General features: G+C 53.1%; 16 protein-coding genes. 6 read left to right on the plus strand and 10 right to left on the minus strand.

The features are described 5' to 3' along the window. Positions 1-73: 73 nt before the first annotated feature. Positions 74-1,546, minus strand: a complete 1,473-nt coding sequence (locus J4E05_RS13710) for a pentapeptide repeat-containing protein (RefSeq protein ID WP_349596486.1) — start codon at positions 1,544-1,546, stop codon at positions 74-76. Between the two features lie 305 nt (positions 1,547-1,851). Continuing rightward, on the minus strand, positions 1,852-2,445 hold the full coding sequence (locus J4E05_RS13715) for a TetR/AcrR family transcriptional regulator (RefSeq protein WP_349596489.1): 594 nt from the start codon (positions 2,443-2,445) through the stop codon (positions 1,852-1,854). A 94-nt stretch (positions 2,446-2,539) separates the two neighbouring features. Between J4E05_RS13715 and J4E05_RS13720 the strand changes: the two genes are divergently transcribed. Beyond that, complete coding sequence (locus J4E05_RS13720; RefSeq protein WP_349596492.1) at positions 2,540-3,922, plus strand: DHA2 family efflux MFS transporter permease subunit; 1,383 nt, start codon at positions 2,540-2,542, stop codon at positions 3,920-3,922. Positions 3,923-4,088: 166 nt separating this feature from the next. On the opposite strand, the gene J4E05_RS13725 is transcribed toward J4E05_RS13720, so the two are convergent. From J4E05_RS13725 to J4E05_RS13735, 3 genes are all read right to left on the minus strand, one after another. Continuing rightward, a complete protein-coding gene (locus tag J4E05_RS13725) occupies positions 4,089-5,003 on the minus strand; it encodes an OmpA family protein (protein ID WP_349596494.1) in 915 nt (304 codons plus the stop codon). A gap of 75 nt (positions 5,004-5,078) precedes the next feature. After that, positions 5,079-5,858: a motility protein A gene (locus J4E05_RS13730; protein WP_085587229.1), complete on the minus strand. Its 780-nt coding sequence runs from the start codon at positions 5,856-5,858 to the stop codon at positions 5,079-5,081. Between the two features lie 257 nt (positions 5,859-6,115). Beyond that, the gene (locus J4E05_RS13735; protein ID WP_349596497.1) at positions 6,116-6,982 is read right to left on the minus strand and encodes a GNAT family N-acetyltransferase; all 867 of its coding nucleotides are present in this window, start codon (positions 6,980-6,982) and stop codon (positions 6,116-6,118) included. Between the two features lie 164 nt (positions 6,983-7,146). Between J4E05_RS13735 and J4E05_RS13740 the strand changes: the two genes are divergently transcribed. After that, positions 7,147-8,286, plus strand: a complete 1,140-nt coding sequence (locus J4E05_RS13740) for a siderophore-interacting protein (RefSeq protein ID WP_349596500.1) — start codon at positions 7,147-7,149, stop codon at positions 8,284-8,286. 103 nt (positions 8,287-8,389) lie between these two features. Further along, a complete protein-coding gene (mntR, locus tag J4E05_RS13745) occupies positions 8,390-8,833 on the plus strand; it encodes a manganese-binding transcriptional regulator MntR (protein WP_349596503.1) in 444 nt (147 codons plus the stop codon). A gap of 74 nt (positions 8,834-8,907) precedes the next feature. On the opposite strand, the gene J4E05_RS13750 is transcribed toward mntR, so the two are convergent. From J4E05_RS13750 to J4E05_RS13770, 5 genes are all read right to left on the minus strand, one after another. Further along, positions 8,908-10,326 (minus strand): phytanoyl-CoA dioxygenase family protein, encoded by a 1,419-nt coding sequence (locus J4E05_RS13750; protein WP_349596506.1) that lies wholly within the window; start codon positions 10,324-10,326, stop codon positions 8,908-8,910. Position 10,327: 1 nt separating this feature from the next. Further along, positions 10,328-10,888 (minus strand): GNAT family N-acetyltransferase, encoded by a 561-nt coding sequence (locus tag J4E05_RS13755; RefSeq protein WP_349596509.1) that lies wholly within the window; start codon positions 10,886-10,888, stop codon positions 10,328-10,330. Between the two features lie 51 nt (positions 10,889-10,939). Beyond that, on the minus strand, positions 10,940-11,293 hold the full coding sequence (locus J4E05_RS13760; RefSeq protein WP_349596511.1) for a DUF6916 family protein: 354 nt from the start codon (positions 11,291-11,293) through the stop codon (positions 10,940-10,942). Between the two features lie 84 nt (positions 11,294-11,377). Continuing rightward, positions 11,378-12,013, minus strand: a complete 636-nt coding sequence (locus J4E05_RS13765) for a phage tail protein (RefSeq protein ID WP_349596514.1) — start codon at positions 12,011-12,013, stop codon at positions 11,378-11,380. 172 nt (positions 12,014-12,185) lie between these two features. Next, positions 12,186-12,797 (minus strand): phage tail protein, encoded by a 612-nt coding sequence (locus tag J4E05_RS13770; protein ID WP_349596517.1) that lies wholly within the window; start codon positions 12,795-12,797, stop codon positions 12,186-12,188. Positions 12,798-13,343: 546 nt separating this feature from the next. Here J4E05_RS13770 and J4E05_RS13775 point away from each other — a divergent pair. The 3 genes from J4E05_RS13775 to J4E05_RS13785 all read left to right on the plus strand — a co-directional run bounded on the left by J4E05_RS13775 (position 13,344) and on the right by J4E05_RS13785 (position 23,427). Next, complete coding sequence (locus J4E05_RS13775; protein WP_349596519.1) at positions 13,344-20,807, plus strand: DUF4347 domain-containing protein; 7,464 nt, start codon at positions 13,344-13,346, stop codon at positions 20,805-20,807. Between the two features lie 83 nt (positions 20,808-20,890). Beyond that, entirely contained in the window at positions 20,891-22,489 is a 1,599-nt protein-coding gene (locus J4E05_RS13780) for a TolC family protein (protein WP_168184986.1), read from the plus strand. Between the two features lie 89 nt (positions 22,490-22,578). Further along, complete coding sequence (locus J4E05_RS13785) at positions 22,579-23,427, plus strand: efflux RND transporter periplasmic adaptor subunit (RefSeq protein ID WP_349596523.1); 849 nt, start codon at positions 22,579-22,581, stop codon at positions 23,425-23,427. The last annotated feature ends 52 nt before the right edge of the window (positions 23,428-23,479 follow it).

Raw genomic sequence — 23,479 nt, forward strand, 5'->3', positions numbered from 1 at the left:
CGGGGCTAAAATGGACCGCTGATGCTGAGATCGAGCCCTGTGCCGGTTTCTCGATTATTTCCCGCGTATATCCCTAAATCGTTTTTAACTTCATGTCCCGGGGAAGCCGGGTGCTGGCATTTATACGGGCCCGCTGGATTTGTTCGGAGAACAGACCCTTGGCCGATGACAGGTCGGCATCGCGCAAATCGGTTTTGGCAAGATTACAGCCGCTAAGGTCGCAATGAGGCAGTTTTGCCCCGCGTAAATTGGCATTGCCGAGATCTGCCCCCAAAAAGACGGTTCCGGTCAAACGGGCATCCTTGAAATTAGCCCCGTTAAGGCGGCTGGCCGCCAGCACGGCATTTTTCAGGTTGGCGCCGCTGAAATTAGCCTGCGTAAGATCGCAACGGCGTAAAACCGCGCCCTCGCAATTGGCATTATGCAGGGAGGCCTGGGGCAACACACACCGGGTCAGATCAATACCTTCAAGGTCTTCATTACGTAAATCGGCATGGGCAAAGGATATCATTTTCCCTTCCTTGCCCCCGGTATCGACCCACATTTTATGGGTTAGCAATGCCGTGCGAATGTCGATTTCGACAAGGTCGTCGTCGGCGCTGTCATCACTATTGTCATCATTGTCGCTGTCGGCTTCGTCACCGGGCACAGCAGCTTGATCGGGTTTGGGGGATGGTGCTTTGCTATCTTTGTCGGGTGTGGATATCAGGTTTGCAACGGATTTGGTTGCATCACGATTATTTTGCTGAAGGTCAGCCACATCAAGCAGTGTGGCCTTTGCCCGGGCATTCGCCGGTGTTATCAGGTCTTCTTCCGAAAGGGCTGTCAGGGTTGTTTTACGGCCTTTTAAAACAGTACCTGGCAGGGTGGTACCCGATGCAGCACCACGTTGCCGACCGGCGGGCACACGATCAACGCTGGCGGATTTACGGGTTGGGCGTAAAACCACCCCGGCATTGGATTGCCGTGGTTTGTGGGTTGGTAAATCTGACGCGGACTGCCGGGTTTCTTCCTCGGCAGGGGCTGCTTGCAAAGCTGTTATATCGGGCGTTGCGGAGGGCGTCGGGGTATCGGCCGGCACCGTTTCGGCGGGGGCGTTCTTTTTGCGTGACGGCCCAAAATAATCACCTTCCAGCACGAACCGGCGCGGGGATTTGATGACCGTATTGATAATACGGTGCAGGCGGTCGGGGTTGACGGGTTGGCGAAACACCCCTTCGATACCAGCGACAACTGCACTGCGCATGGCATCGCGGTTAAGCGATTTGGCCCCCAGCAAAACAGGAACCTGGGTAAAATACGGGTCGTCCTGCCCGGACATGGCGCGCAGATAACCGATTGTTTTTATGCCTTGATACCCTTCAAGCTGGTGGCTGACCATCACCAGACGTGGCCGGTAACGATGGGCCAGCGCCAGCGTTTCTTCCTGGGTTTCACAGGCATAGAAGGCACCAATGTTATATGGCTGCAATGCTTCGCGCACAAGGCTGGCGGCCTTGGGGCTGTAATCGGCATATAAAACGGACAGGCCAGACATAAGGGACATTTCGGAACAGTTTATCCTGGGTGAAAATCTATACCTTTGCATATGGGGTATAGGTCGATTTTGTGGAGAGGCAAGGGCAATCTAATTTTGTTTAAAATAAAATTTGTTGCGCGGCGGCGTGACCGAAAGGATTTTGGCAAAAGCCATCGGTTTGGCGTTGGTTTCCAAAGCAAGGGCAGCCGGAATAACTGGCACTGATGATGTTATGTCATGCGGACAAAACGACCGGTGGTTAAACACCTGATCTGTTTGCTGTCCGCTGCTGGCCAGGCGCGTTATCGATATAGCGAAACCCGGACGTCTGATTACAGTCTGTTTAAATGGCGATTAAGCAGTGCCAGTGCATTTTCGGGTTCTTGCTGGCCGATCAGTACTGCGGTGCCTAAGCCATGAATTAACCCCAACAGAATGCCAGCTTCGTCATTGGCGTTAAGGGTATGGTCAAACTCGCCGTTTTTAATACCGGATTGCAGCAGGTCGGTAACGGTTTGATGCAGCCGGTTAGGGGCCCGGGTAAAGGACTGGTCGGGGAAATCGTCGGTGGTCAGGGCGAGGATCGTATAAGACATCCACAAAAGGTGAAATTCGCGGCTTGCCCGGTCATTGGGCAGGGCCTCGGCACATAGTGCCTGAAGGGTGGCGCGGATGGTTGGCTGATGTGTTGCAACCTTTAGTCGTTTTTTCCAGCGTTCATTGCTTTGCTGTTCAAGATGGGAAAGGCCCGCCTGCATCAGCCCTGCCTTGGTTTTGAAATAATATTGTACCAGCCGCAGGGAAATACCGGCTTCTGCCGCCACCTGGCGCAACGAAACCGTGTGCAAACCATCGCGAATTGCGACAGCAACAAATGCGTTCAGGATGGTTGCTCGGCGTTGGTCGTGGTCAACCAGACGGGGCATTTTCAGGGCCTTTCTTTGCAAAAGGGTTCTTTTTATGATACATGCGTACCATAAAAATGAATATTTGCCTGTTTATGATTTCGGGACGTTGTACATGCCTGTCAGCACACCTGTTCCAGTACGTTTATGGCTGGTTGCCTTTGTAACCGGTGCCGGTGCGTTTATGGCGATGCTTGATGCCACGGTTGCCAATCTTGCGGTTAAAACGATTGCCCGGGATTTTTCCGCATCCTTTTCCGATATTCAATGGATTGTGACGGGATATTTGATTGCGTTGGCGGTTTCACTGCCTTTAACGGCGTGGCTGGGACAACGGTTTGGGCATAATCGGGTTTGGTTTAGCAGTGTGCTGCTGTTTGTTATGGCATCGGTTTTTTGTGCTTTGGCGCCAAATTTCGGCTTTCTTATAGCCGCGCGGTGTTTGCAGGGGGCGGCAACCGGCGTGATGGTGCCAACCGGCCAGGCCATTTTAACCGCGCAGGCCAGCCGTCAGCAACTTGGCCGTCTGATGGGAACGGTCGGCTTTGCTGTTGCCCTGGGTCCAGCCCTTGGCCCAGGGCTGGGTGGTGTTATTCTGGAAGTTGTTTCCTGGCGGTGGCTGTTCTGGATAAACCTTCCTTTTGGGCTTATGGCCCTGTGGGCGGCAAAAACGGTGTTGCCTGCCAGTAATACCGGTTCCACCTTGCGTTTTGACTATCGCGGCTTTGTGCTGATCGCGTGTGGTTTGCCGTTATTGCTGTATGGTGCGCTTCGGCTGGGTGTTCAGGGCGGGGCATTTGGGCCGGTGGTTTTTACGGTGTGCGGCGTGGTGTTTGTTGCCGCGTTTCTTGTTCATGCAGCCCGAACAAACCAGCCCCTGATTGATATGGACCTGCTTAAAATTCCCGGTTTTACGGTTGCGGTGATACTGGCGGGTTTAACCGGGGCCAGCCTTTATGGCGGGTTGCTGTTTTTTGCTATGTTTTTGCAAAATACCTTGCGGCAACCAATTGATCAGGCAGGTTTCGGTTTGCTGTTAATGGGGCTTGGTTCTGCCATTGCATTGCCCATTGCGGGCCAACTGACGGATCGTTATGGGGCCGCTGTTTCCTGTATGCTGGGCGCGGTTTGTTTGCTGTTGGTGACAGCACCATTTTTATGGCCGGGTTTGCTGTCGTTTTGGGGGATGTTGCTGTTGTTATTTATGCGGGGAATGGCGGTGGCAATGGTCCAGATGCCTGCTATGACAGCGGCTTATATTGCCGTCACAAAGAACCAGACTGCGGATGCCGCAACCCTGATTAACATTGTTCAACGTGTTGGCGGCGCTTTTGGCGCAATTGCAGTTGCGATTGTGGTGAACAAGGCCGCTTTGCCAAATGCGACAAATGCCGGGCTAATGGGGTTTGTCGTGCTTTGCGCGTTGGCGGGTGGTGCGATTGTTGCGGCGGGCTGGATGTGGAAAGGGCAGCGTATTTATCGCGCCACACAGGATTAGTGCTTTATGACCATCGGAACAGTTCGTAACGACGGGGCGATCAGGCAGAAGGGCAACTGGCAAGTTTTTTGAAATGTTCTTCCTGTGATGCAGGGCATTAAGGGCGGCCCTGGATAACAATATCTGGTTTACGAACAGTCCTTGCTTGCGCCCGATGCGCCAACAATTATGGGCGTGACTGGCGGATGAACCCGGTGCCCACGCGGTCGCTATTTTGCTCGGGTTCGGCTGGTGTTGCCGAATTTCCCTGTTGCGGGCCGGTACTGTCCCCTCCGGGGGCACCGTCGCCGGATTTTGCGCCGCCTTGTGCGTCTTCCATAATAATTGTCAGCTCAACCCGGCGGTTTTTGGATCGGCCTTCGGGTGTGTCGTTGCTTGCAATCGGGCGGCTATCCCCAAATCCTTGCAGGATCATGCGGTTAGGGTTCATGTCGTTTTCATTGATCATCCAGTGCAGCACAGATGTCGCGCGCGAGGCGGATAGATCCCAGTTCGATTGAAACCGCGAGGACGGCGAAAGCGGAATATTATCGGTATGACCGGCGACGATCACGGTGCCGTCGGTTTGTTTGATCACCGGTAGGACACGGTTAAGAATTGCGCCAAAATCCTCGTTGATTTGTGAAGACCCGGATGGAAAGGCAATATCATCGGGGAAGCGAACCACAACTTCGTCGCCCTTGCGTTCAATGCCGATCTGTTCAGTTAACCCCATGCGTTGCAACACCGTTTCGATGGTGTTTTCAAGTTTTTCGGCCCGTTCCTGTCCGGTATCGGTTTTGTTGATTTCGACGTTCGGGGTTTGTACAGGCGGCAGTTCAGTAACAACGCGCGGGGTATCGGGGGAGGGGTTTTTGATGGCCTTGCCCAGAAGTGATCCGTCCATTTCAATCACGCCGGAAAGTTTGTCATCCTTGGCAAAACCAAAGGCGGATTTAACCGACCCCGCAATCGCCTTGTATTTCACCACGTCCATTTCGGCAAACGTCAGCAACAGCACAAACAGCACCAGCAACAGCGACATCAAGTCGGCAAATGTTGCCATCCATGCGGGTGCGCCTGCTGCAGGTTTTTTAGCCATCGGGTGAAATTATCCAGAATGAGGAAGTGTCAAGTGTGGGGCGAATGGCGGTGTGGGTCAAGTTGCAGACCGGAATTACGCGTCGCCCCCTTCACCGGCGCCATCATCTACCGGAATACCACCGGGAAGGTAAGGGCCGAGGATTTCTTTCATCACCATCGGGCTTTGGCTGGCCTGAATTTGCACAACGGATTCCACAATCAGTTCCTTGGTATTACGCAGTTGTTCAACTTTTAATGCCAGTTTATCGGCAATGGGCAGGGCGATCAGGTTAGCCAGAACCGCGCCATAAAATGTGGTCAACATGGCAATGGCCATGGCCGGGCCAATGGCATCAGGGTCAGACAGGTTGGCCAGCATTTGCACCAGCCCGACCAAAGTGCCGATCATGCCAAATGCGGGGGCGGTATCGCCAATGCCGCGAAACATTAACTCACCCAGTTCGTCACGCTGGATGGATTTGGCGACCTCGCTGGAAATCGAGCTGCGGATCACGTCGCCATTATGTCCATCCACGCACATGCGGATGCCGCGTTTCATGACCTCGTTTTCAATTTCAACACTTTCCAGCCCCAAAAGGCCGTTTTTACGCACCAGCGCGGAAAGCTCCATTGCCTTTTCGTAAATCGATTGCGGGTCTTCCTTGGGGTTTTTAAACGCAATGCCGATGCCGGTTTTCATCGATTTCACCACGTCGCGCATGGGAAATTTGATCAGGGTTGCTGCCGCTGTTCCGCCAAACACAACCATGATTGATGGCACATCGACAAAGGCCCCAAGGCTGCCGCCCAACATAATGGCGCCAACAATAACGCCTGTGCCGGCAATAATTCCAACGAGTGTTGCGATATCCATTGTCTTTGACTGCTACCTGTTGTGGTTTCGGTTCGGCGTCGAGTTCAGACCCGTTAATTGACCATAATGTGCACGGACAAGTGCCAATATAGAACAGATTGGGGTTAACTATCCGATTTCCATAGTGAAACGGTTTTTATTCCGTGTGCGTATTATGGTTGCGGCCATGATGTTTTTGCATCCCCAAATGAGGAGCCATAAATAAAGTGCCTTAACGGGTGGTGGCGGGAAGCTCGCCATCTTGCTCCAGTTTCGAATTATCCTAATTCAAAGCTGGAAATGCCAAAGGTTTTTGCCAGATCAAGTTCAGGCATTGGACCGCGATACATACGGGCGGTTTCAAATACAGGTTTCATTGCATATTTTCGGGCAAGGGCAACTGCGGCATGATTGGGTTCCGGAACATCCAGAAATACCGGGCAGTCCAGATTGTTCTGGCGTCGTGCCAGCAATGCCTGAAACAGGCAATCGGCATCATCGGCATTCTGGGCAAATAGCGGGCCGATCTTATACCCGTTCTGGCAGGGGCGAATTACGCCATAACCGCGCACCCCCATTGGTCCATAAAGGGCAAGAGCGGTGTGCTTTTCGCTGCCGATCCAGCCCCTGAGAAATGACAGGCGCGATTCGGCAAACAGTTTCAGGCTTTGTTCAAAAGCATCGGCAATCGCGATGTCGTCAATTTTCAGCTCAAACAGGTCCGACGGGGCGGTAAACGCGTCGGATGCCGGCAGGGTGCCTGCCATGCGGATGTTGCGATGAGCAAATTGAAAACCGGATTTTGCATAATTGTCCTGCTGGGCGACCACGCCGTCGAGTCCGATGGTGTGCGAAACAGGCCCGCCAAGCACGCTATCCCATAGCCGAAGGCCAAGTCCTTGCCCCCGGCGGTCCGCGCGGCACATGTAAAACCCGACAAAGGCAAAATCGGCACTGTATGTGACGCAGGAAATAACGGCGGCCAACCCTTTTTTGTCGAACGCCCCCCAGTACCCTTCCGGGTCGGTGTGCCAGAATGCTTGCAGGTCATCCTGGCCGGGGTTCCATCCTTCATCAGATGCCCATTGCAGCATGGTTTTCAGATCGTTCTCGCGCAAGCGCCGGATTTTTTCAGGATGAGCCATTATTCTTCCGTAGGAAATCGTATGTAAGCCTATGGTTTAACGCATTTTGCCGATCAGAAAAAAGAATATCGGCGGAATCTATAATAAAAAATTGCGAATGATTTTCATTTGTAATATTGGTTTTGGTCATTGTCTTTGGTTTTGCAAGCATTACGGGCTTTGTCATGATGACTTCTAAAATTGTTCGGGCGCACACGCAGGTTGCCGTGCCGGATCCACGGCGGGCGCTGGATGTTTTGTCGGCGTTTTATCGTGACAATGATTGCAGTGTTTCGATCGAAGGCGATGACCACGTGATTTCAATATCGCTTGGAACGGTTCGGGTTGGTCCGCGCGATAGAGCAATTGGCATCGAAATAACCGCTGCAAATGACACGGCAATTACCCAGCTTAAAACCGGTGTGATCACGATGGTGGATCAACTGGTACCCGGGGCTGATCTTGACTGTCGTTGGCACGGGGCAGGGCAGGCCTCGGAAAAAGGCGGTAAACTGCCCAATTTTCGCGAACTAAGCGTGGGCAAGGTTACCAATTTGGGGCCTGACATGCGCCGGCTCCGATTATATGGCGATGATTTAACCCCCTATTTGGGCGGGGCAATACATGTACGTCTGATTATTCCGCCCCATGGCGTTAGCGCGCCGCAATGGCCAACGATGGGGGAAAACGGTTTGCCGGTTTGGCCCAAGGGCGAGGACAAGGTAGAACCCCGTGTTTACACCATTCGCCAAATCAATGCCGACGAAGGCTGGATGGATATTGATTTTGTGGTTCATGGCGATAACGGCCCCGGGTCGCGATTTGCCAATAATGCCGTGCCCGGGCAGCTTGTGGGGGTAACAGGGCCGATTGGCAGTGATTTGCCAGTGGTGGACTGGTATTTGTTTGCGGCTGATGAAACGGGGATACCGGCAATTTGCCGATATTTGGAAGACTTGCCCGACGACAAAACCGGACATGTCATTCTCGAGGTTTCAGGCCCCGACGCCAAACAGAATTTGCCACATCATCTTGGGTTTGATCTGGCATGGATTTTTCGCGACGGCAGTTGCCCCGAAATGGCATTTGCTCCACAGGGGACCAATGCGGATGCAGATGCAGATGCAGATGCGGGTGATGAAGTTTCGCCGTTTGCCCGCGCAATTTGTGACATCAAGGTTCCCGATGAAACGCATGACGTTTTTTGCTGGACGGCGACAGAACAAAAGATTTATCGCCATTTGCATACCCATTTTCGCAAGACGGTAAAACTGGGCCGCGAGCAATGCCTTGTTATGACGTTCTGGCGGGCCGAGGCGCATTAAGGCCCCCTGTTTTTTACTGGAGATCGAAAGTTAGCCGATGCTAAATTGATTTTTGCTTTTGAAATTGGTATGACAAATAATTGTTCAAAAGCAGGAGACAGGAATGGCCGGCGGGGCGGCGCTTCCACCCAAGGAAAATCATGCGGAAACCTTTGCCCGGCTTCGCGATGCGCATGCGCGTGAGGTAACGGAAGATTACGTAGAGATGATTGCCGACCTGATTGTCGAGGAAGGCGAGGCGCGCGCCGTTTCATTGGCCGCGCGGTTTGGTGTGACACCGGCAACGGTTAACAATACGATCAAACGGCTGGAGCGCGACGGTTTTGTATCGAGCCGGCCTTATCGTTCCATTTTCCTGACCGATGCAGGACAAACCCTGGCCGACAAGTGCCGGGAACGGCACAGAATTGTCTATGATTTCCTGATAGCACTTGGTCTGGATGCGCAGATTGCAGAGTTCGATGCCGAAGGGATTGAACACCATGTGAGCGCCGAAACGCTGGATGTTTTCCGCGCCTTTACGGAAGGGCGTAAAGGCGAAAGTTGATCTGGTGTCTTGTTGCCGGCCCAACTGTCTGGCGGCTTAATTATATGGCCTGTTGGGTTTGACCTGATTTGTGCCTAGCCGTAATGGGCTTTTTCCAGGCGGATATTGTAAGCTGCAGATAGATTTTCAGGGGTTTTTTCCTGTATTGGCACATCGCCAAACGTGCCGGTTTTGCGTGTCATCGCACAATATTCCTGTGCATTTTCCAGTAAGGCTTGTTGTTGCGCAATCCAGTGTGCTGTCATGGTGGGGTTGGCGTGGGCTTGTTGCGGATGGCGAAATTCAACATACAAGGTTCGGCGGCAGTCTGTATGTGTCATGGCATCGGAGCAATGTACCAGCATGACATCGTGCGCAAGAATGTCACCGGCGTTAACGGCGATGCTGCGTGATGAAATGCCGGCATTGTCCTGTGTTTGAAGTTCAGCCACGCGGGACAGCTGTGCGATGTCTGCCCGTTCATAATGACTGTCAGGGATAATCCGCAAGGCACCGTTATCGTGCCATGCATCATCAAGATATAGTCCGACGGTGTAGATTGGCCCCTGCCGGTCGTGGATCATGTCCTGGTGCCAGATGATTTTCTGGGTTTCGCCGCGATTGCGAAATTGCACCGATAGATAAACGGGAACGGCATCGGGACCGCATAATTGTTTGCCAAGCCCGGCAACCGCCGGATGCCCCAGAAAAAAGAGTGCGAGTGCCGGGTCCTGCTGTAAAAGCTGCTCAATGCGAAAAACCTTGCTGATCGGTTTCATGTTTTCGCGATCAACCGTATCAATCAGGCAATTGGCAGGCTGGTGTCCTTGCCTGTGCTGGTTCAGCAGGTTTTGACATAACAGGTCCAGGCGATTTGTTATCAGTGCCCTGTCCTGCGGTGTGATCGCGGACCTGATATGGTGAAGGCTGTTGTCATTGTGTTGCTGATTGTTCGAGGTGGCAGAACCGGCCGCATGTGACGTTCCGTTTTGATCTGTTGTTACGTTATTGTCCGGGGCTGGCGGGTCGGGCCGTTGGCGGAGCCACTGTGTCATTTCGGGAAATGCAGCCGTATCGTCTTGCCGGGCCGTCATTTCAAAATACATCAGCAACGGGACCCCTATGGTGCCGCCGGTTTGGAAATGTTCGCGCAGCCACGCCCCATCGCCTTTGTATCCGCTGTCATGAAAAACGGTATCGATCGGCAAGCCGCTGGCACAGGCTGCGGCATAGGACCAGGCAAGGGCCGCCATTTCCTCGCCGCCATCATCGCCGACATTGCCCTCTGCCGTTGCCCGACGGTCTGGTGACATAACGGCAAGGTGGCCTGCTTCATGCAGGATATCGCCAGGGTAAAGCAGTTGGTCTTGGTCAATCACAAGGCCGCCTTTGCTGACAAGAATACCAGGTAAGAAAGTTTGGTCGGGCAAGGTGCCGTATGACACGGGAATGCCAATCTTACGCAGAAAACCGGTTATTTTTTCAAGGTCGTCAGCAAGGCGGGATGCGGGCATATTACACTGTTCCTGATGCGGCCTTGCGAGGCTTTATTTCTGCTGAACCGTCCATTTCCGAGCGGGTTGGAAACCATACCAGCCGGGCATTAACTTCATCGGATATGGAGGCATCTTCCTGAAAGCCGCAATTTAACAGGTAGCTGAGAAAAACCACATTATCGCGTCGTGTTGGCACCACAAGCGGGCGTTGCGTTTGCGCTGCAGCCTTCATGATCCATTGAATGACGCCCGAACCATAGCCCTTGTTTTGGGCTTTTTTAATGAAATTGAGGTCAATCAGACGCAGTTCAACCGGCCCGATATCCAGGGTTACCCGGCCAATACGCGAACCGTTTTTTTCCAGAATCAGGTAGATGGCATTGGGAAACGTGTTGCCATATCCGTTGACCTGCGCGTCAAGCTGCATGTCAATGGTCATATTGATGAAATCCTGTCCGGCATCAAGTGCCTTAAGGTCATCTCGGTTGTCGCGAAACAGTTTGGCCAGGAAATCCTTGTCGCTGGCCCGGGCCGGGCGTGCCGATATGCCGTGTGGCAGGGCGACTGTACCTGCAATCATTGTTTCCCCCTTTTGTGCTGTTATGTTGGTGCCGTTTGAAATTTGTTGTTTTTAACCAAAGACAATCTGGAAATATGCCCCTGCAGGCAAGCGCGGTGGACGCAAAATACGCTGGACGGAGACCGTTTCTATCGTCCCCTGCTCCAGTCCGTGTACATTCGCGATCAGGTCTTTGACGTCGAGGATTGGATTTTCCTGCTCGCTTGAAGCATGAAAAACAAGTGTGAAGGGGGTGCGGGTGCTGTCGGGGCCTGCACCATCGGGGTTTTCCCGGCACTCGACAAGCGTCACCGGCAAGGAATGGTTCTGTATCGAAAAGATGAACGTGCTTTCAATATAGGGGGTAAATATTTCCGCTGTGATAACGGCCAGGGATAGTGGCGCAGGCGTTGTTGTTTCAGTCATATGGTCTATCTCTTTATCGGTGTCGCGAGGGGGAACTTAACCCCTCGCATCCATGCCGCCCGTTTTAGGGGGTAGTTTTGGCTTTTAGTTGCGTGCTGGATACAATCCTTGCACACAAATGCAATAATTGATCACCTGACTTGGCTGATAGAGCGCGAATTGACGCCCTGCACCCGTTTCGCCAATGCTGAACTGGGAGTTGTCAAAGCCGCTGGCACTGCCCGTGATTGTGACGCCGCCAAGTTCAACCGTGTCTGTTACCTGTGCCGGGGGCACATACAGATTATCGGTAGTGCTTAATGCAGACCCCGGCGCTCCAAGATAATCACCGGCAGAAGGGATTTTTACTTCCCCCTTTTGTGCCGCCGCTTCAAAGGTAACGTCAATACCTGGTGCGCCGCCGCCACCGCCGCCATATGTGTGGACATGGGAGTGGGGCGGAAGCTCCGCTACCGAAAGAGTGTGATACGGGCTGCCTACTTTTACACCTTGATTAATAGTGGGGAGGCCGGGCCCGTCAAGGCTCCCGATCGCCGTTCTGCCTCTCAGATCTGGTAAGCCATAGGTAACGCGTGCGTCTCCGCCATACATGTCACCGAGCAGCGAAAACAGTGCCTGGTTTTGGCTGATTGGTAAAAGGGCACCACTGCAATAAGCCCAGTTGCGCGGTGCAAATTTAAACCCAAGCGCCCATATGACACCCATATATGTTTCGTCCATTGATTCCTCCCGTAAGTGTGGTGGCGTTACCGCGTGGTGATGTTTGCGGTAGTTACCATTTTGGTTTCAGGCAGTTGACGTTACTGTCGTGAAACTGTGACGCAGGTTTTGCCAGGATTGATGTCTGCCCCCTTTGACAGGCATCAGCGGGGACAGGTTTGTGGTTTCGTGTCTAGTTTCGCGACGGAAAGATACCAAACAGGCAAATTGAATAATTGATCGCCAGAATAGGCTGCACAATATTAATGGGAATGTTGCTGCCAGTGTTGGCAATGACAAAGTCGTTGTTGTTAAACCCGCCGCCCGTTGCGCCTGCAATGGCTGCCGTCGGGTTAGTTGCACCTTCTGCCGCAGGTACATATAAAAATCCGGCCGGGCCTACATTATTGGCAGGCAGGCCGATAAAGTCTCCATCGTCTGGCACCTGGACCGTTCCCGCTTTTTTCGAAACATGAAGGGTACCTGGAGTGCTTCCGCCATTATATGCGTGTGCATGGTTATGGCTCGGCATGTTGGCGATCGTTAATGTGAGCGATGACGAGCCTGTTTTTTCGCCGATTTCATAACGGGGCAGGCCAGGACCCTGTCCGTAGCTCAATGGAACCCGGCTTCTCAGGTCGGGCAGGGCGAAGGTCGTTTGTCCATCTCCGCCATATATTGTTTTTATAAGGCTAAAAAGTGCAGAGTTTTGTGAAACGGCAATTAATTGACCTCTGCATAGCGACCAATTACGCGGCGCAAAATCAAACCCCAACGCCTGGATAACCCCAATGTAACCTTCCATGATGTCCCCTTATGCTTTGGATTGTTTTCTATCTCAGGTTTCAATGGCATTATCAGCATTTTGATTTTAGTTGGTCAATTTAAGATTGTTGGAATCGGGGAAAAATGCACAACGTGATGTTGAGGATATATAAAAAGGTATATCGTCTGGCCGTATAGGAAAGCCGATATACTTTAATCTGGCTGAAATTGTGCGCGATTCGATAAAGTGTTTCATAGCAAGATGTTGTTTAATTTTTTGTAATCATCTCAGGTTTTTAGGTGTGGAGCGGATTCCTTTTTGGCTGCATTGGCTGGAGTGTTTTATTTCAAAATTTGAATAATTTGATTCGCAACAACGATGTGTCTCTTTTGGCTAGATAACTATGCAAACAAATAGGTTTTCCCGTAAAAGTTCAAATTTTTTAAGTGGGAAATGCATGGATTATCGCGCAGTGGTTGCAACTTTACATTCATTGGGATAGTAATTTTAATCGGTCTGAAATCAGTGCAATCCTGGTTGCGTTTCAGATCAGGGGATCAGGTAAAGCCTGCTGGGAGCAAACAAATGACACATCTTGATCGTTTAAAAGGCGCAACCGCGCTGGTTGATGGTGGATTTTCGCGAATTCAGCCGATGTGTCTGGAGCCACGCTTTATGTTTGATGCTGCTGGTGCAGCAACCGGAGCCGAAGCCGCACAGGACGCACAGGCGCAGGCTGAAGCTGCCGCTGCCGATCCTTCCGGCCATAATGGTACCGGCGACGGTAATACATCTGACGCGTCATCTGGAGGTGGCGGCAGCTACGCCAGTCCTGCAGCTTCATCCACCGGTGATACCGGGGGAAGTGATGCGGCGACTGTAACGCCCGACGCCATCCCGGCAAATAATGACCAGCAAATACATGAAGTTGCCCTGATCGATACGACGATTGAAGGCTACGAAAAACTGGCAGCAGGCTTTTCCAGCGATGTTACGGTTATTACCTTCCAGTCAGACGGGTCTTTGTCACAGATAGCTGACTTGTTGTCTTCTTATAGCCAGCTTGATGCGGTTCATTTGGTGTCGCATGGATCAATTGGTGCCATTAATCTGGGCGGAACGGTTATCGGGGTTAACGACCTCTCTGCACAGTCCGATGCACTTGCCGAAATTGGTACTCATCTTACCGAAACCGGCGATATCCTGCTTTATGGCTGTGACGTGGGCAGTGATCAGCGGGGCATGGCATTTGTTGACGCTATGGCAAGCCTGACCGGGGCGGATGTGGCCGCGTCGAACGATGCGACCGGTGCCGTGGACCAGGGCGGGGACTGGGATCTGGAAGTATCAAGTGGTGGTATTGAAACGGCTGTTTCACTTTCCGAGACAGCCCGTAATGGTTTCGATGCGTTGTTGGCATCAAGTGAGACATATGACGGCATAGACTCGGCAGGTTTTGGTATCGATCCTGGCATTACGACAGTAGATATCGGCGATTGGACATACACATCTTCTGTCACAACCAACTTTGTTGTTGGTGAAGGAAGCTCTTACACAACACCAAGTACGCTTAACACGGATGGACCTGGAACCGATAAAGTTCTTGAGATAAACGGGCCCTATACTTCGCAAAATACCAATGCACTTACGCTTACCGTTCAGGCTAAGGACGGGAGCCATTTTACGCTAACGTCTTTCGATTTCGGCATATTCTATTCAACAGATGCGGACCGCGAAGCCACAATTACTGTTTATAATGGCGCGACCTCTCTGGGAACTTTTTCTTTCAAGCTCGCGACGAGTAGTTCGGGTGACGGAATAAGTTATGTTGCCAATACAGATGCCGATTCCGACTTCAGTACTGGTAATTTTAGTTTTGATGGCAGATATGCAAATGCTACCAGTTTTTCTATTGCCATGGCGGGGCCGGGCACTTTCCAGATGGATAACCTTGTCGCTACCGCCGCGCCAACCAATAGTGCGCCGGTCGCAACCACATCGGGTGGCACGACGTCTTATACCGAGAATGGCTCCGGCACTGTTATTGATAGCGGGTTTACGGTTACCGATTCTGACAGTGCAACATTCGCTAGCGCGACAATTTCTGTAACCGGGAATTTTTCCAGTGGACAGGATGTTCTGGCATACACAAATAGCGGTTCGCAGGGAAATATCACCGGCAGTTACAATAGTTCTACCGGTGTGCTGACATTAACCTCAAGCGGAAGTACTGCGACAGCGGCTGAATGGCAGTCGGCAATTCGCTCGGTCACCTATGCCAACAGTTCGGATGCCCCTAGTGAAGCTGCCCGCACCATTTCCATTACAGTGAATGATGGAACCGACGATAGCAACACGGCAACCAAGACCGTTTCGGTAACGGCGGTCAACGACGATCCGACATCGCAAAGTTCCACCGATTCAAATGAAACGGGTTTTCCCTTCGGCTTGACCTTTACCGAAGATACACAGGCGTCACTTGATCTGACCTCTATCAATCTTGTCGATGTCGACAGCGGGTCGGGTGATCTCACCCTGGTTTTAACGGCAAGCTCTGGCGTGTTTTACTTATCTGCTTCAGGCGTTCTCGAGCTCTCTGGCCATACCACGAATACAATTACGCTGAAGGGAACACTGTCCGATCTTGAGGCATATATCAACCAGCCGACCAATATTACTTATAAGCCTGGCGAGAATATCAATGGTAGCGGTGAAAAGATTACCGTTACGCTCAACGATGGGGGCAATACCGGCACCGGTGGCGGTAGTACCGTTACGCTTGGGGATATTAACCTGACTATTACCGCCGTTGATGATGCGCCAACGGCCAGCGCACCAACAGATGTGACGGTGTTTACCGATACCCTAAGCAACCTTGACCTGTCGGCGCTTGATTTTGCCGATGTTGACAGCACCAGTTTGACTGTAACGCTTACGCTTAATGCCGGGACTTTTTCCAGCCCGGCAGATGGTAGCGGTGTTGGCAGCGGAGTAACGGCCGCTCTGGTGAATGCGACCACGATCACCCTTGCGGGCAGTATTACCGATATCAATGCTTATCTTGGTACGTCCAGCAACATCAAATACACCACGGCAAGTGGTGCCCAGGGCGATAATGTTGCGGCAATTACGGTGAAAGCCAATGATGGCACAACAGATGCGACTGTTGCGACCATCAATATTGATGCAGAAGATCCAAATGATGCGCCTGTGCTGACACCGGCATCGCCGATACTGACGGGCATCAACGAAGATGCGACAACAAATAGCGGCCAGACTGTTGGCAGCTTTTTGACCGGTGTCACTGACGCCGATACGGGAGCCGTGACAGGGATTGCCATTTCAGGGTTAACCAGTGGTAACGGAAGCTGGCAATATTCGACTGACGCGGGCAGTAACTGGACGAATGTTGGTGCGGTATCTGAAACCGGTGCGCTTTTGTTGCGTTCAACCGATCTGGTTCGGTTTGTGCCCAATGGTGAAAATGCGACCGCAGCCTCCATTAGCTACCATGCCTGGGATCAGACGGGTTCCGGTTCTGCTGGCAGCAAGGTTTCTGTGACATCGACGGGTGCAGATACTGCTTTTTCAACAGCAACGGATACGGCGTCTATCACGGTAACTGCTGTAAATGATGCGCCGACGGTTGCAGGTGTGCCTGCGACGGTAACGGTAACCGAAGATAGCGCCAGCGACCTTGACCTTTCGGCGATTGCCTTTAGCGACGTGGATAATGGCGCGACCCTCACCGTGACCTTCACGGCCGGGGCCGGAACGCTTGCTGCATCGGATGGAACCGGTGTTACGGTTGGCGGAACCAGTACGGCGCTGACCCTGACGGGCACGGTTTCGGCGATCAATACCTATCTTGATACGGTTGGGGCCATCAAATACACCTCTGCTACGAATGCAGAGGGAACGGCGGTGACTACCATTGGTGTAAAGGCCAATGACGGTGCCGGGTCGGGTGATGTTGATCTTGGTAATATGTCGGTCAATGTCACCGGAGTGAATGATGCTCCTACGGCTTCGGGTGTGCCCGCGACGGTGACAGTAACCGAAGATAGTGCCAGCAATCTTGATCTTTCGGCGATTACCTTTACCGACGTGGATAGTGGCGCGACCCTCACCGTGACGTTCACGGCCGGGGCCGGAACGCTTGCTGCATCGGATGGAACCGGTGTTACGGTTGGCGGGACCAGTACGGCGCTGACCTTGACAGGCACGGTTTCGGCGATCAATACTTATCTGGATACGGTCGGTGCCATTAAATACACGTCTGCTGCGGATGCGACAGGAACGGGTGTTACCACCATTGGTGTAAAGGCTAATGACGGTGCAGGATCGGGTGATGTTGATTTTGGCAATATGTCAGTCAATGTTACCAATGTTAATGATGCCCCGACGGTGACGGGGGTGCCTGCGACGGTAACGGTAACCGAAGATACAGCCAGTAATCTTGATCTTTCGGCGATTACGTTTGCCGATGTTGATAGCAGCGGTAATATTACCGTGACGTTCACGGCCGGGGCCGGAACGCTTGCTGCATCGGATGGAACCGATGTTACGGTTGGTGGTACAGGTACCGCAACATTGACCCTGACGGGCACGGTTTCGGCGATCAATACCTATCTTGATACGGTTGGGGCCATCAAATACACCTCTGCTACGAATGCAGAGGGAACGGCGGTGACTACCATTGGTGTAAAGGCCAATGACGGTGCCGGGTCGGGTGATGTTAACCTTGGCAGCATGTCTGTTACTGTTACCGGTGTGAATGACGCGCCAACAGTAACCGATAATGCTGTCGTGACGCTGACCGGGGCCAATGAGGATACGACCACGTCTGCGGTTTCCATTAGCGACATTCTGACGTCAGCCGGCTATGGCGATGTTGATACCGGTGCGTCATCCGGTATTGCAATTACAGGCCTTACCGGAAACGGAACCTGGCAGTATTCAACCGATGGTACGACCTGGACGACGATTGGTTCGGCATCGACGACTGAAGCTGTGTTGCTGACCTCGACCACGCAACTGCACTTTGTTCCTGATGGAAACAACGGCGAAACTGCGACCCTGTCGTTTAAGGCATGGGATCAGACCAGCGGAACAGCCTCGACCAATGGGAGCCTTCAGACCGCAGATGTTTCGACAACCGGTGGCAATTCGGCATTCTCGGTTAATACGGCAAGCGCCAAGGTGGTTGTAACCAATGTTAATGATGCCCCGACGGTGACGGGGGTGCCTGCGACGGTAACGGTAACCGAAGATACAGCCAGTAATCTTGATCTTTCGGCGATTACGTTTGCCGATGTTGATAGCAGCGGTGATATCACCGTGACTTTTAGTGCCGGGGCCGGAACGCTTGCTGCATCGGATGGAACCGGTGTGACGGTTGGTGGTACAGGTACCGCAACATTGACCCTGACGGGCACGGTTTCGGCAATCAATACCTATCTTGATGCCTCAGGTGCGGTCAAATACACCTCTGCTGCGAATGCGTCCGGAACGGCGGTGACCACCATTGGTGTTCAGGCCAATGACAGTGACGGATCGGGGAATGTTAACCTTGGCAGTATGTCTGTGACTGTGACCGGTGTAAATGACGCGCCGACAGTGACCGACAACGCCGTTGTGACGCTGACGGGAACAAATGAAGACACAACGTCTTCTGGCGTTTCGATTAGCGACATTCTGACATCGGCAGGATATGCAGATGCCGATACAGGGGCGTCATCCGGTATTGCAATTACAGGCCTTACCGGAAACGGAACCTGGCAATATTCCCTTAATGGCATCGACTGGACAACAATCAGTGCGGCATCCCCCGCTGCTGCTGTTCTTTTGTCATCGACGACACAGGTGCATTTTGTTCCCAATGACCAAAACGGTGAAACGGCTACGCTGTCGTTTAAGGCGTGGGACACCACCAGTGGTACGGCGTCGACCAATGGAATTATTAATTCGGGTGATACCACCACATCGGCCGGGACCTCGGCATTTTCCAGTGAAGATGCGTCGATTAAGATTGTTGTCAGCGATGTTAATGATGCCCCTGATCTCACAAACGGGGCCACGGTACAGTTAACGGGCACAAGCGAAGCCACCACCTCATCGGGCACGGCTGTTTCTGTCATTTTGGCGGGTGCAGGGTATAGTGATGTTGATACATCGGCGACTTCCGGGATTGCGATTACCGGAATGACCGGGAATGGCACATGGCAATATTCAACCGATGGCACCAGTTGGGTGGATATTACCTCTGCTGCCGGCAACGCGGCTGTATTGCTGACCTCGAGCAGTCAGGTGCGGTATATCCCTGATGGTAACAACGGCGAAACGGCAACACTTTCGTTTAAGGCGTGGGATCAGAGCTCGGGGTCAGCATCGACAAATGGGGGCGTTAATACTGCTGATACAACCACATCGGGCGGGACCTCGGCGTTTTCCACTAACACTGCATCGGCAAGCCTGACGGTTACCGATTTAAATGATGCCCCGACATTGACAAATGGCGGCGTTGTTACACTGCCGACAACAAACGAAGATACCACGTCTTCGGGAACGGCAGTTTCGACTATTCTGACAAGTGCCGGTTATGCTGACGCCGATGCTGGTGCAAATTCCGGGATTGCGATTACCGGCCTGACCGGCAATGGCACATGGCAATATTCTACGGATGGTACAACCTGGGTAACCATTGGCCCGGCATCGACCACTTCTGCCTTGTTGCTTAATTCTTCCAGCCAGGTGCGGTTTGTGCCCGATGGCAAAAATGGTGAAACGGCGTCGCTTTCATTTAAAGCATGGGACCAGACCACCGGGGTGGCGTCGACATCGGGAATTCGAAACACGGCCGATACCACAACATCTGGCGGGACTGCTGCCTTTTCAAACGAAGTTGCATCAGCCAGCATTGTTGTCAGCGACGTTAATGATGCGCCAACGGGGCCAGGTGGCTTGCCGGGTGTAACGGTCGAAAATGGCGGGCCGTTAAATTATTCGTTATCAGTGGCAGGGTTTGCCGATGTTGATGGCGATAATTTGACCTTTACGGCAACGCTGGCAGATGGATCTGCCCTGCCGCAATGGCTGAACTATAGCGTGAATGGCACCAATGTTACCTTTAGCGGCACCGTGCCGGGTGACTTTATCGGAAATATCGCGCTTCGGATTACCGCGACCGAAGATGCATCCGCACATTTAACCGCGACCAGCGATTTGACCATCAATGTTCAGCCGCGGCCGACTGTTGTGCCGCCTGCACCGCCATCCGCGCCAGATCCGGCACCCGTGCCACCGGTTATGGCGCCACCGGGTAATGGAAGCCTTGGTGACGCAGGGACGCCGGTGAGTTCTGCGATTGATTTTGGCGGTCGGAACAATGGCGATATTGCGCAGCCGGTGACGGGGCAACTGGGTAGTTTAAGCCCGATTGATACCAGTCCGACGCCTGTTATGGCCGGGTTCGAAAGTGCAACACCGCCCTCGATTTTCGGGAACAGTGGCGGGCAAACCATTTTTGGCGGCGATGTAGGTGGCGGAACGGGTATTCTTGCCGCGCGGAGCCAGTTGATTACATCGCAAGGGTCTGGTGTTGGCGGACAGGGGCCTGTGAATGGGGCAACTGGCAATGGACCAGATGGGAGCGGGGGGAATGATCTGCCTTCGGGGAATGAAGATATAAATGGCGGTGGTGGTCCAAATGCTGCACCGGCAGGGAACGTGCCCGCAGAACAGGCCCCCGAACAGGCACCGGAGCAAGGTGAGCAGGACGGTAGCGCGGAACCATCTTCCGATAATTCACCTTCTGCAGCGTCGCCGGATGGTGCCCCTGATAATTCGTCGGGGAATGAAAATGGCGACGTTCCGCCTTCGGATGCCGGCAATGTTCAGGGAAGCCTGATGGTACCTGGCATGTCGCCGTTCGATACCGCTGCAAATATGGATTTTACCGACCAGTTGGCCGGCGCTGGCAATGCATTTGATCGTCATGCCAGCCTGTTGTCGAAGGCTTTGTCACATTATGACGCGTCAGCTGCTTAAGGGCTGATGTGCTAACTGCATTTTACGATTTGTTTTGGGGCTGCCGGTTCAGGATGAACCGGCAGAAAGTAGGGAGATCGGGATTGTTTAGCAGTTCTGTGCGATTGAACAGCGCGCGGTTGCGTAAGGGCATTGTGCCTGTTGCCGTGTTGGGGACGTTACTGTTGGCCGGTTGTGCGGTAACGCCAGAGCCGCTAACCCAGGCGGAAAATGATAGCCGGGTCCAGTCGGATTTAAACCGGCTGTTTGCCAACCAGGAAAAAATAGATGGTCCGTTAACGCTTGATGATGCGATTGCACGGGCGTTGAAATACAACCTCGACCATCGTTTGAAGCTGATGGAAGAGGCGGTTTCGATGGGGCAGCTTGACGTTGCCAATGTCAATTTACTGCCTGATGTGGTCGCCAAAACCGGCTGGACCACCCGCAATAACCGCGACAGCACCTATAACGAACAAAAGACATCCACGTCGGTCAGTTCGGACCGTACCATTCGCAAATCTGACCTTTCGGTAAGCTGGAATGTCCTGGATTTTGCCATCGGCTATATGCGTGCCCATCAACAGGCCGATATGGCCCTGATTGTGTCCGAACGTCGTCGTCAGGTGATCCATAGTGTGGTGAATGAAACCCGGGGGGCGTATTGGCGCGCCGTTGCGGCCGATCGTGCCCTGAAGGATTTTGATCAGGTGCTGGACCGGGTTCGGGGGGCCCTTGGCCGGTCGCAAAAGCAGGTTGATGAAGGGATTGGGGGCCAGCTTGATGCGCTTAGCTATCAGGAAGACCTGCTGGTTACCCTGCGCGAACTTGAAACCCGTCGCCGTCAACTGATTGAGGCCCGCACCGAACTTGCGGTGTTGATGAATATTCATCCTGACAGCGAATTTACCCTGGTCGACAGCAGCACCGAAAATCATCCGTTGCCATCCATCGCGATGGATTCCGACCAGCTTGAGCTGGAAGCGCTGCATAACCGTTCGGAATTGCGATCTGAAGCGTATCAGTTGCGGATCAACCAGCGCGATTCAAAAATCGCCCTGATCCAGATGGTGCCGGGGCTTAACTTTTCAGCCGGGATTAATCATACGACCGATAGCTATAAGGTGAATTCGCGCTGGTATGACGGGGCACTAAACCTGTCGTGGAACCTGATGCAGGTGTTCAAGGCACCGGCAAACATGAAGCTGGCCGATACGCAAATTGAACTTTCAAAGGTGCGTAGCCTTGCGCTTAGCATGGCCGTGATCAGCCAGGTTAATATTGCGCAGCTTCGGTTTAATCATGCGCTGGACGATTTTAAACTGGCAGACCGGATTTCAAACGTGCAGGGCCGTATTGTGAGCAGCATGCAGGCGCAGCGTTCGGCCAATACTGTTGGTGAAAGTGATGAAATTCGTGCCCAGGTGCGTTCATTGCTTTCAGGATTGCAACGTGACATGGCCTATGCTGATTTGCAGGCCGCCTATGGGCAGGTTTTTGCCTCTATCGGGGTTGATCCGTTGCCCGGTGATGTTGCCGATGACTCGCTTGATAGCGTTGCCGAGGGGATCCACACCGTTATGAACCAGTGGCAACATGGCCAGTTTGACGCCCGCGGCGTTGTGGCCGAGGCCGAAGCCGTCAAAGTGCCGGAAGGTCACGATACCGCGATGGCAGAAAACCACGCGCAGGCCACACAATGATGGCAGGCAGGCCAAAAAATGCGCGGGTCGGGTATCGCTTGCCAGCCCGGGCAGCCTTTTTCCTGGCACTAACAATGATGGGTGGCTTTATGCTGCCCATCACTGCATTTGCGCAATCGGCCCGTGATGCAACCGCAACCGGCACCGACCGGCCTGTTGATCCTTACCTGACGCCGGACATTAACATGTCGGGTTCGGATGCCGAAATATCGGGAAATGATGCCGGGTTTTATAACAGGGCGAACGGGAATAATGGCACGGATGCAACGGTAACCGAGGCCCGGGCCCTGGTGGCAACGCGCAGCCGCGCATTGTTGTCGGCCGAAATTGCGGCGCGCATTGCCGATATGCCCAAGCGGCCCGGCACGCGGTTTGCCAAGGGCGATGTGTTGGTGGTGTTTGATTGTTCGGCCTATCGGGCGCAGCGTGCTGCTGTGGCAGCAGATTTGCGCCAGGCCAATGCACAATACAAGGCGCAGCAACGGCTGGCGGAATTACGCACAGTTGGCGAATTGGATGTTGTTATGGCCCAGGCCGCGGTTGAGCGTGCCAAGGCGCAATTGCAGTTGCAGGATGTTTATTTAAATCGCTGCAAAATTACCGCCCCTTATGCCGGTGCGGTTGTGGATTGGCATAGTCAGCCGTATCAAACAGCCAATCCGGGCGATCAACTGATCGAGATTGTCGGGTCTGGCGATTTGGAACTGGAATTGATTGTCCCGTCACAATGGCTGGGCTGGTTAAAGGTTGGTCAGGGGATTTCGGCGCATATCGAAGAAACCGACAGCGACATTCGTGCCAAGGTGGCACGAATTGGCGCAAGAATTGACCCTGTTAGCCAAACCGTAAAAATATATGCATCCTTGGGTGACGATGCCAAAACACTTTCGCCCGGGATGAGCGGACGGGCTGTTGTAGACGGGCATGTGTCGCAATAGGCTGCCCTGCCATAGTTCTGGCGGACCCGGATTTTGCGTGTTCGTGAGTTTC

The sequence above is a fragment of the Thalassospira sp. NFXS8 genome (assembly GCF_040148805.1).
In the GTDB taxonomy this organism is placed as follows: domain Bacteria; phylum Pseudomonadota; class Alphaproteobacteria; order Rhodospirillales; family Thalassospiraceae; genus Thalassospira.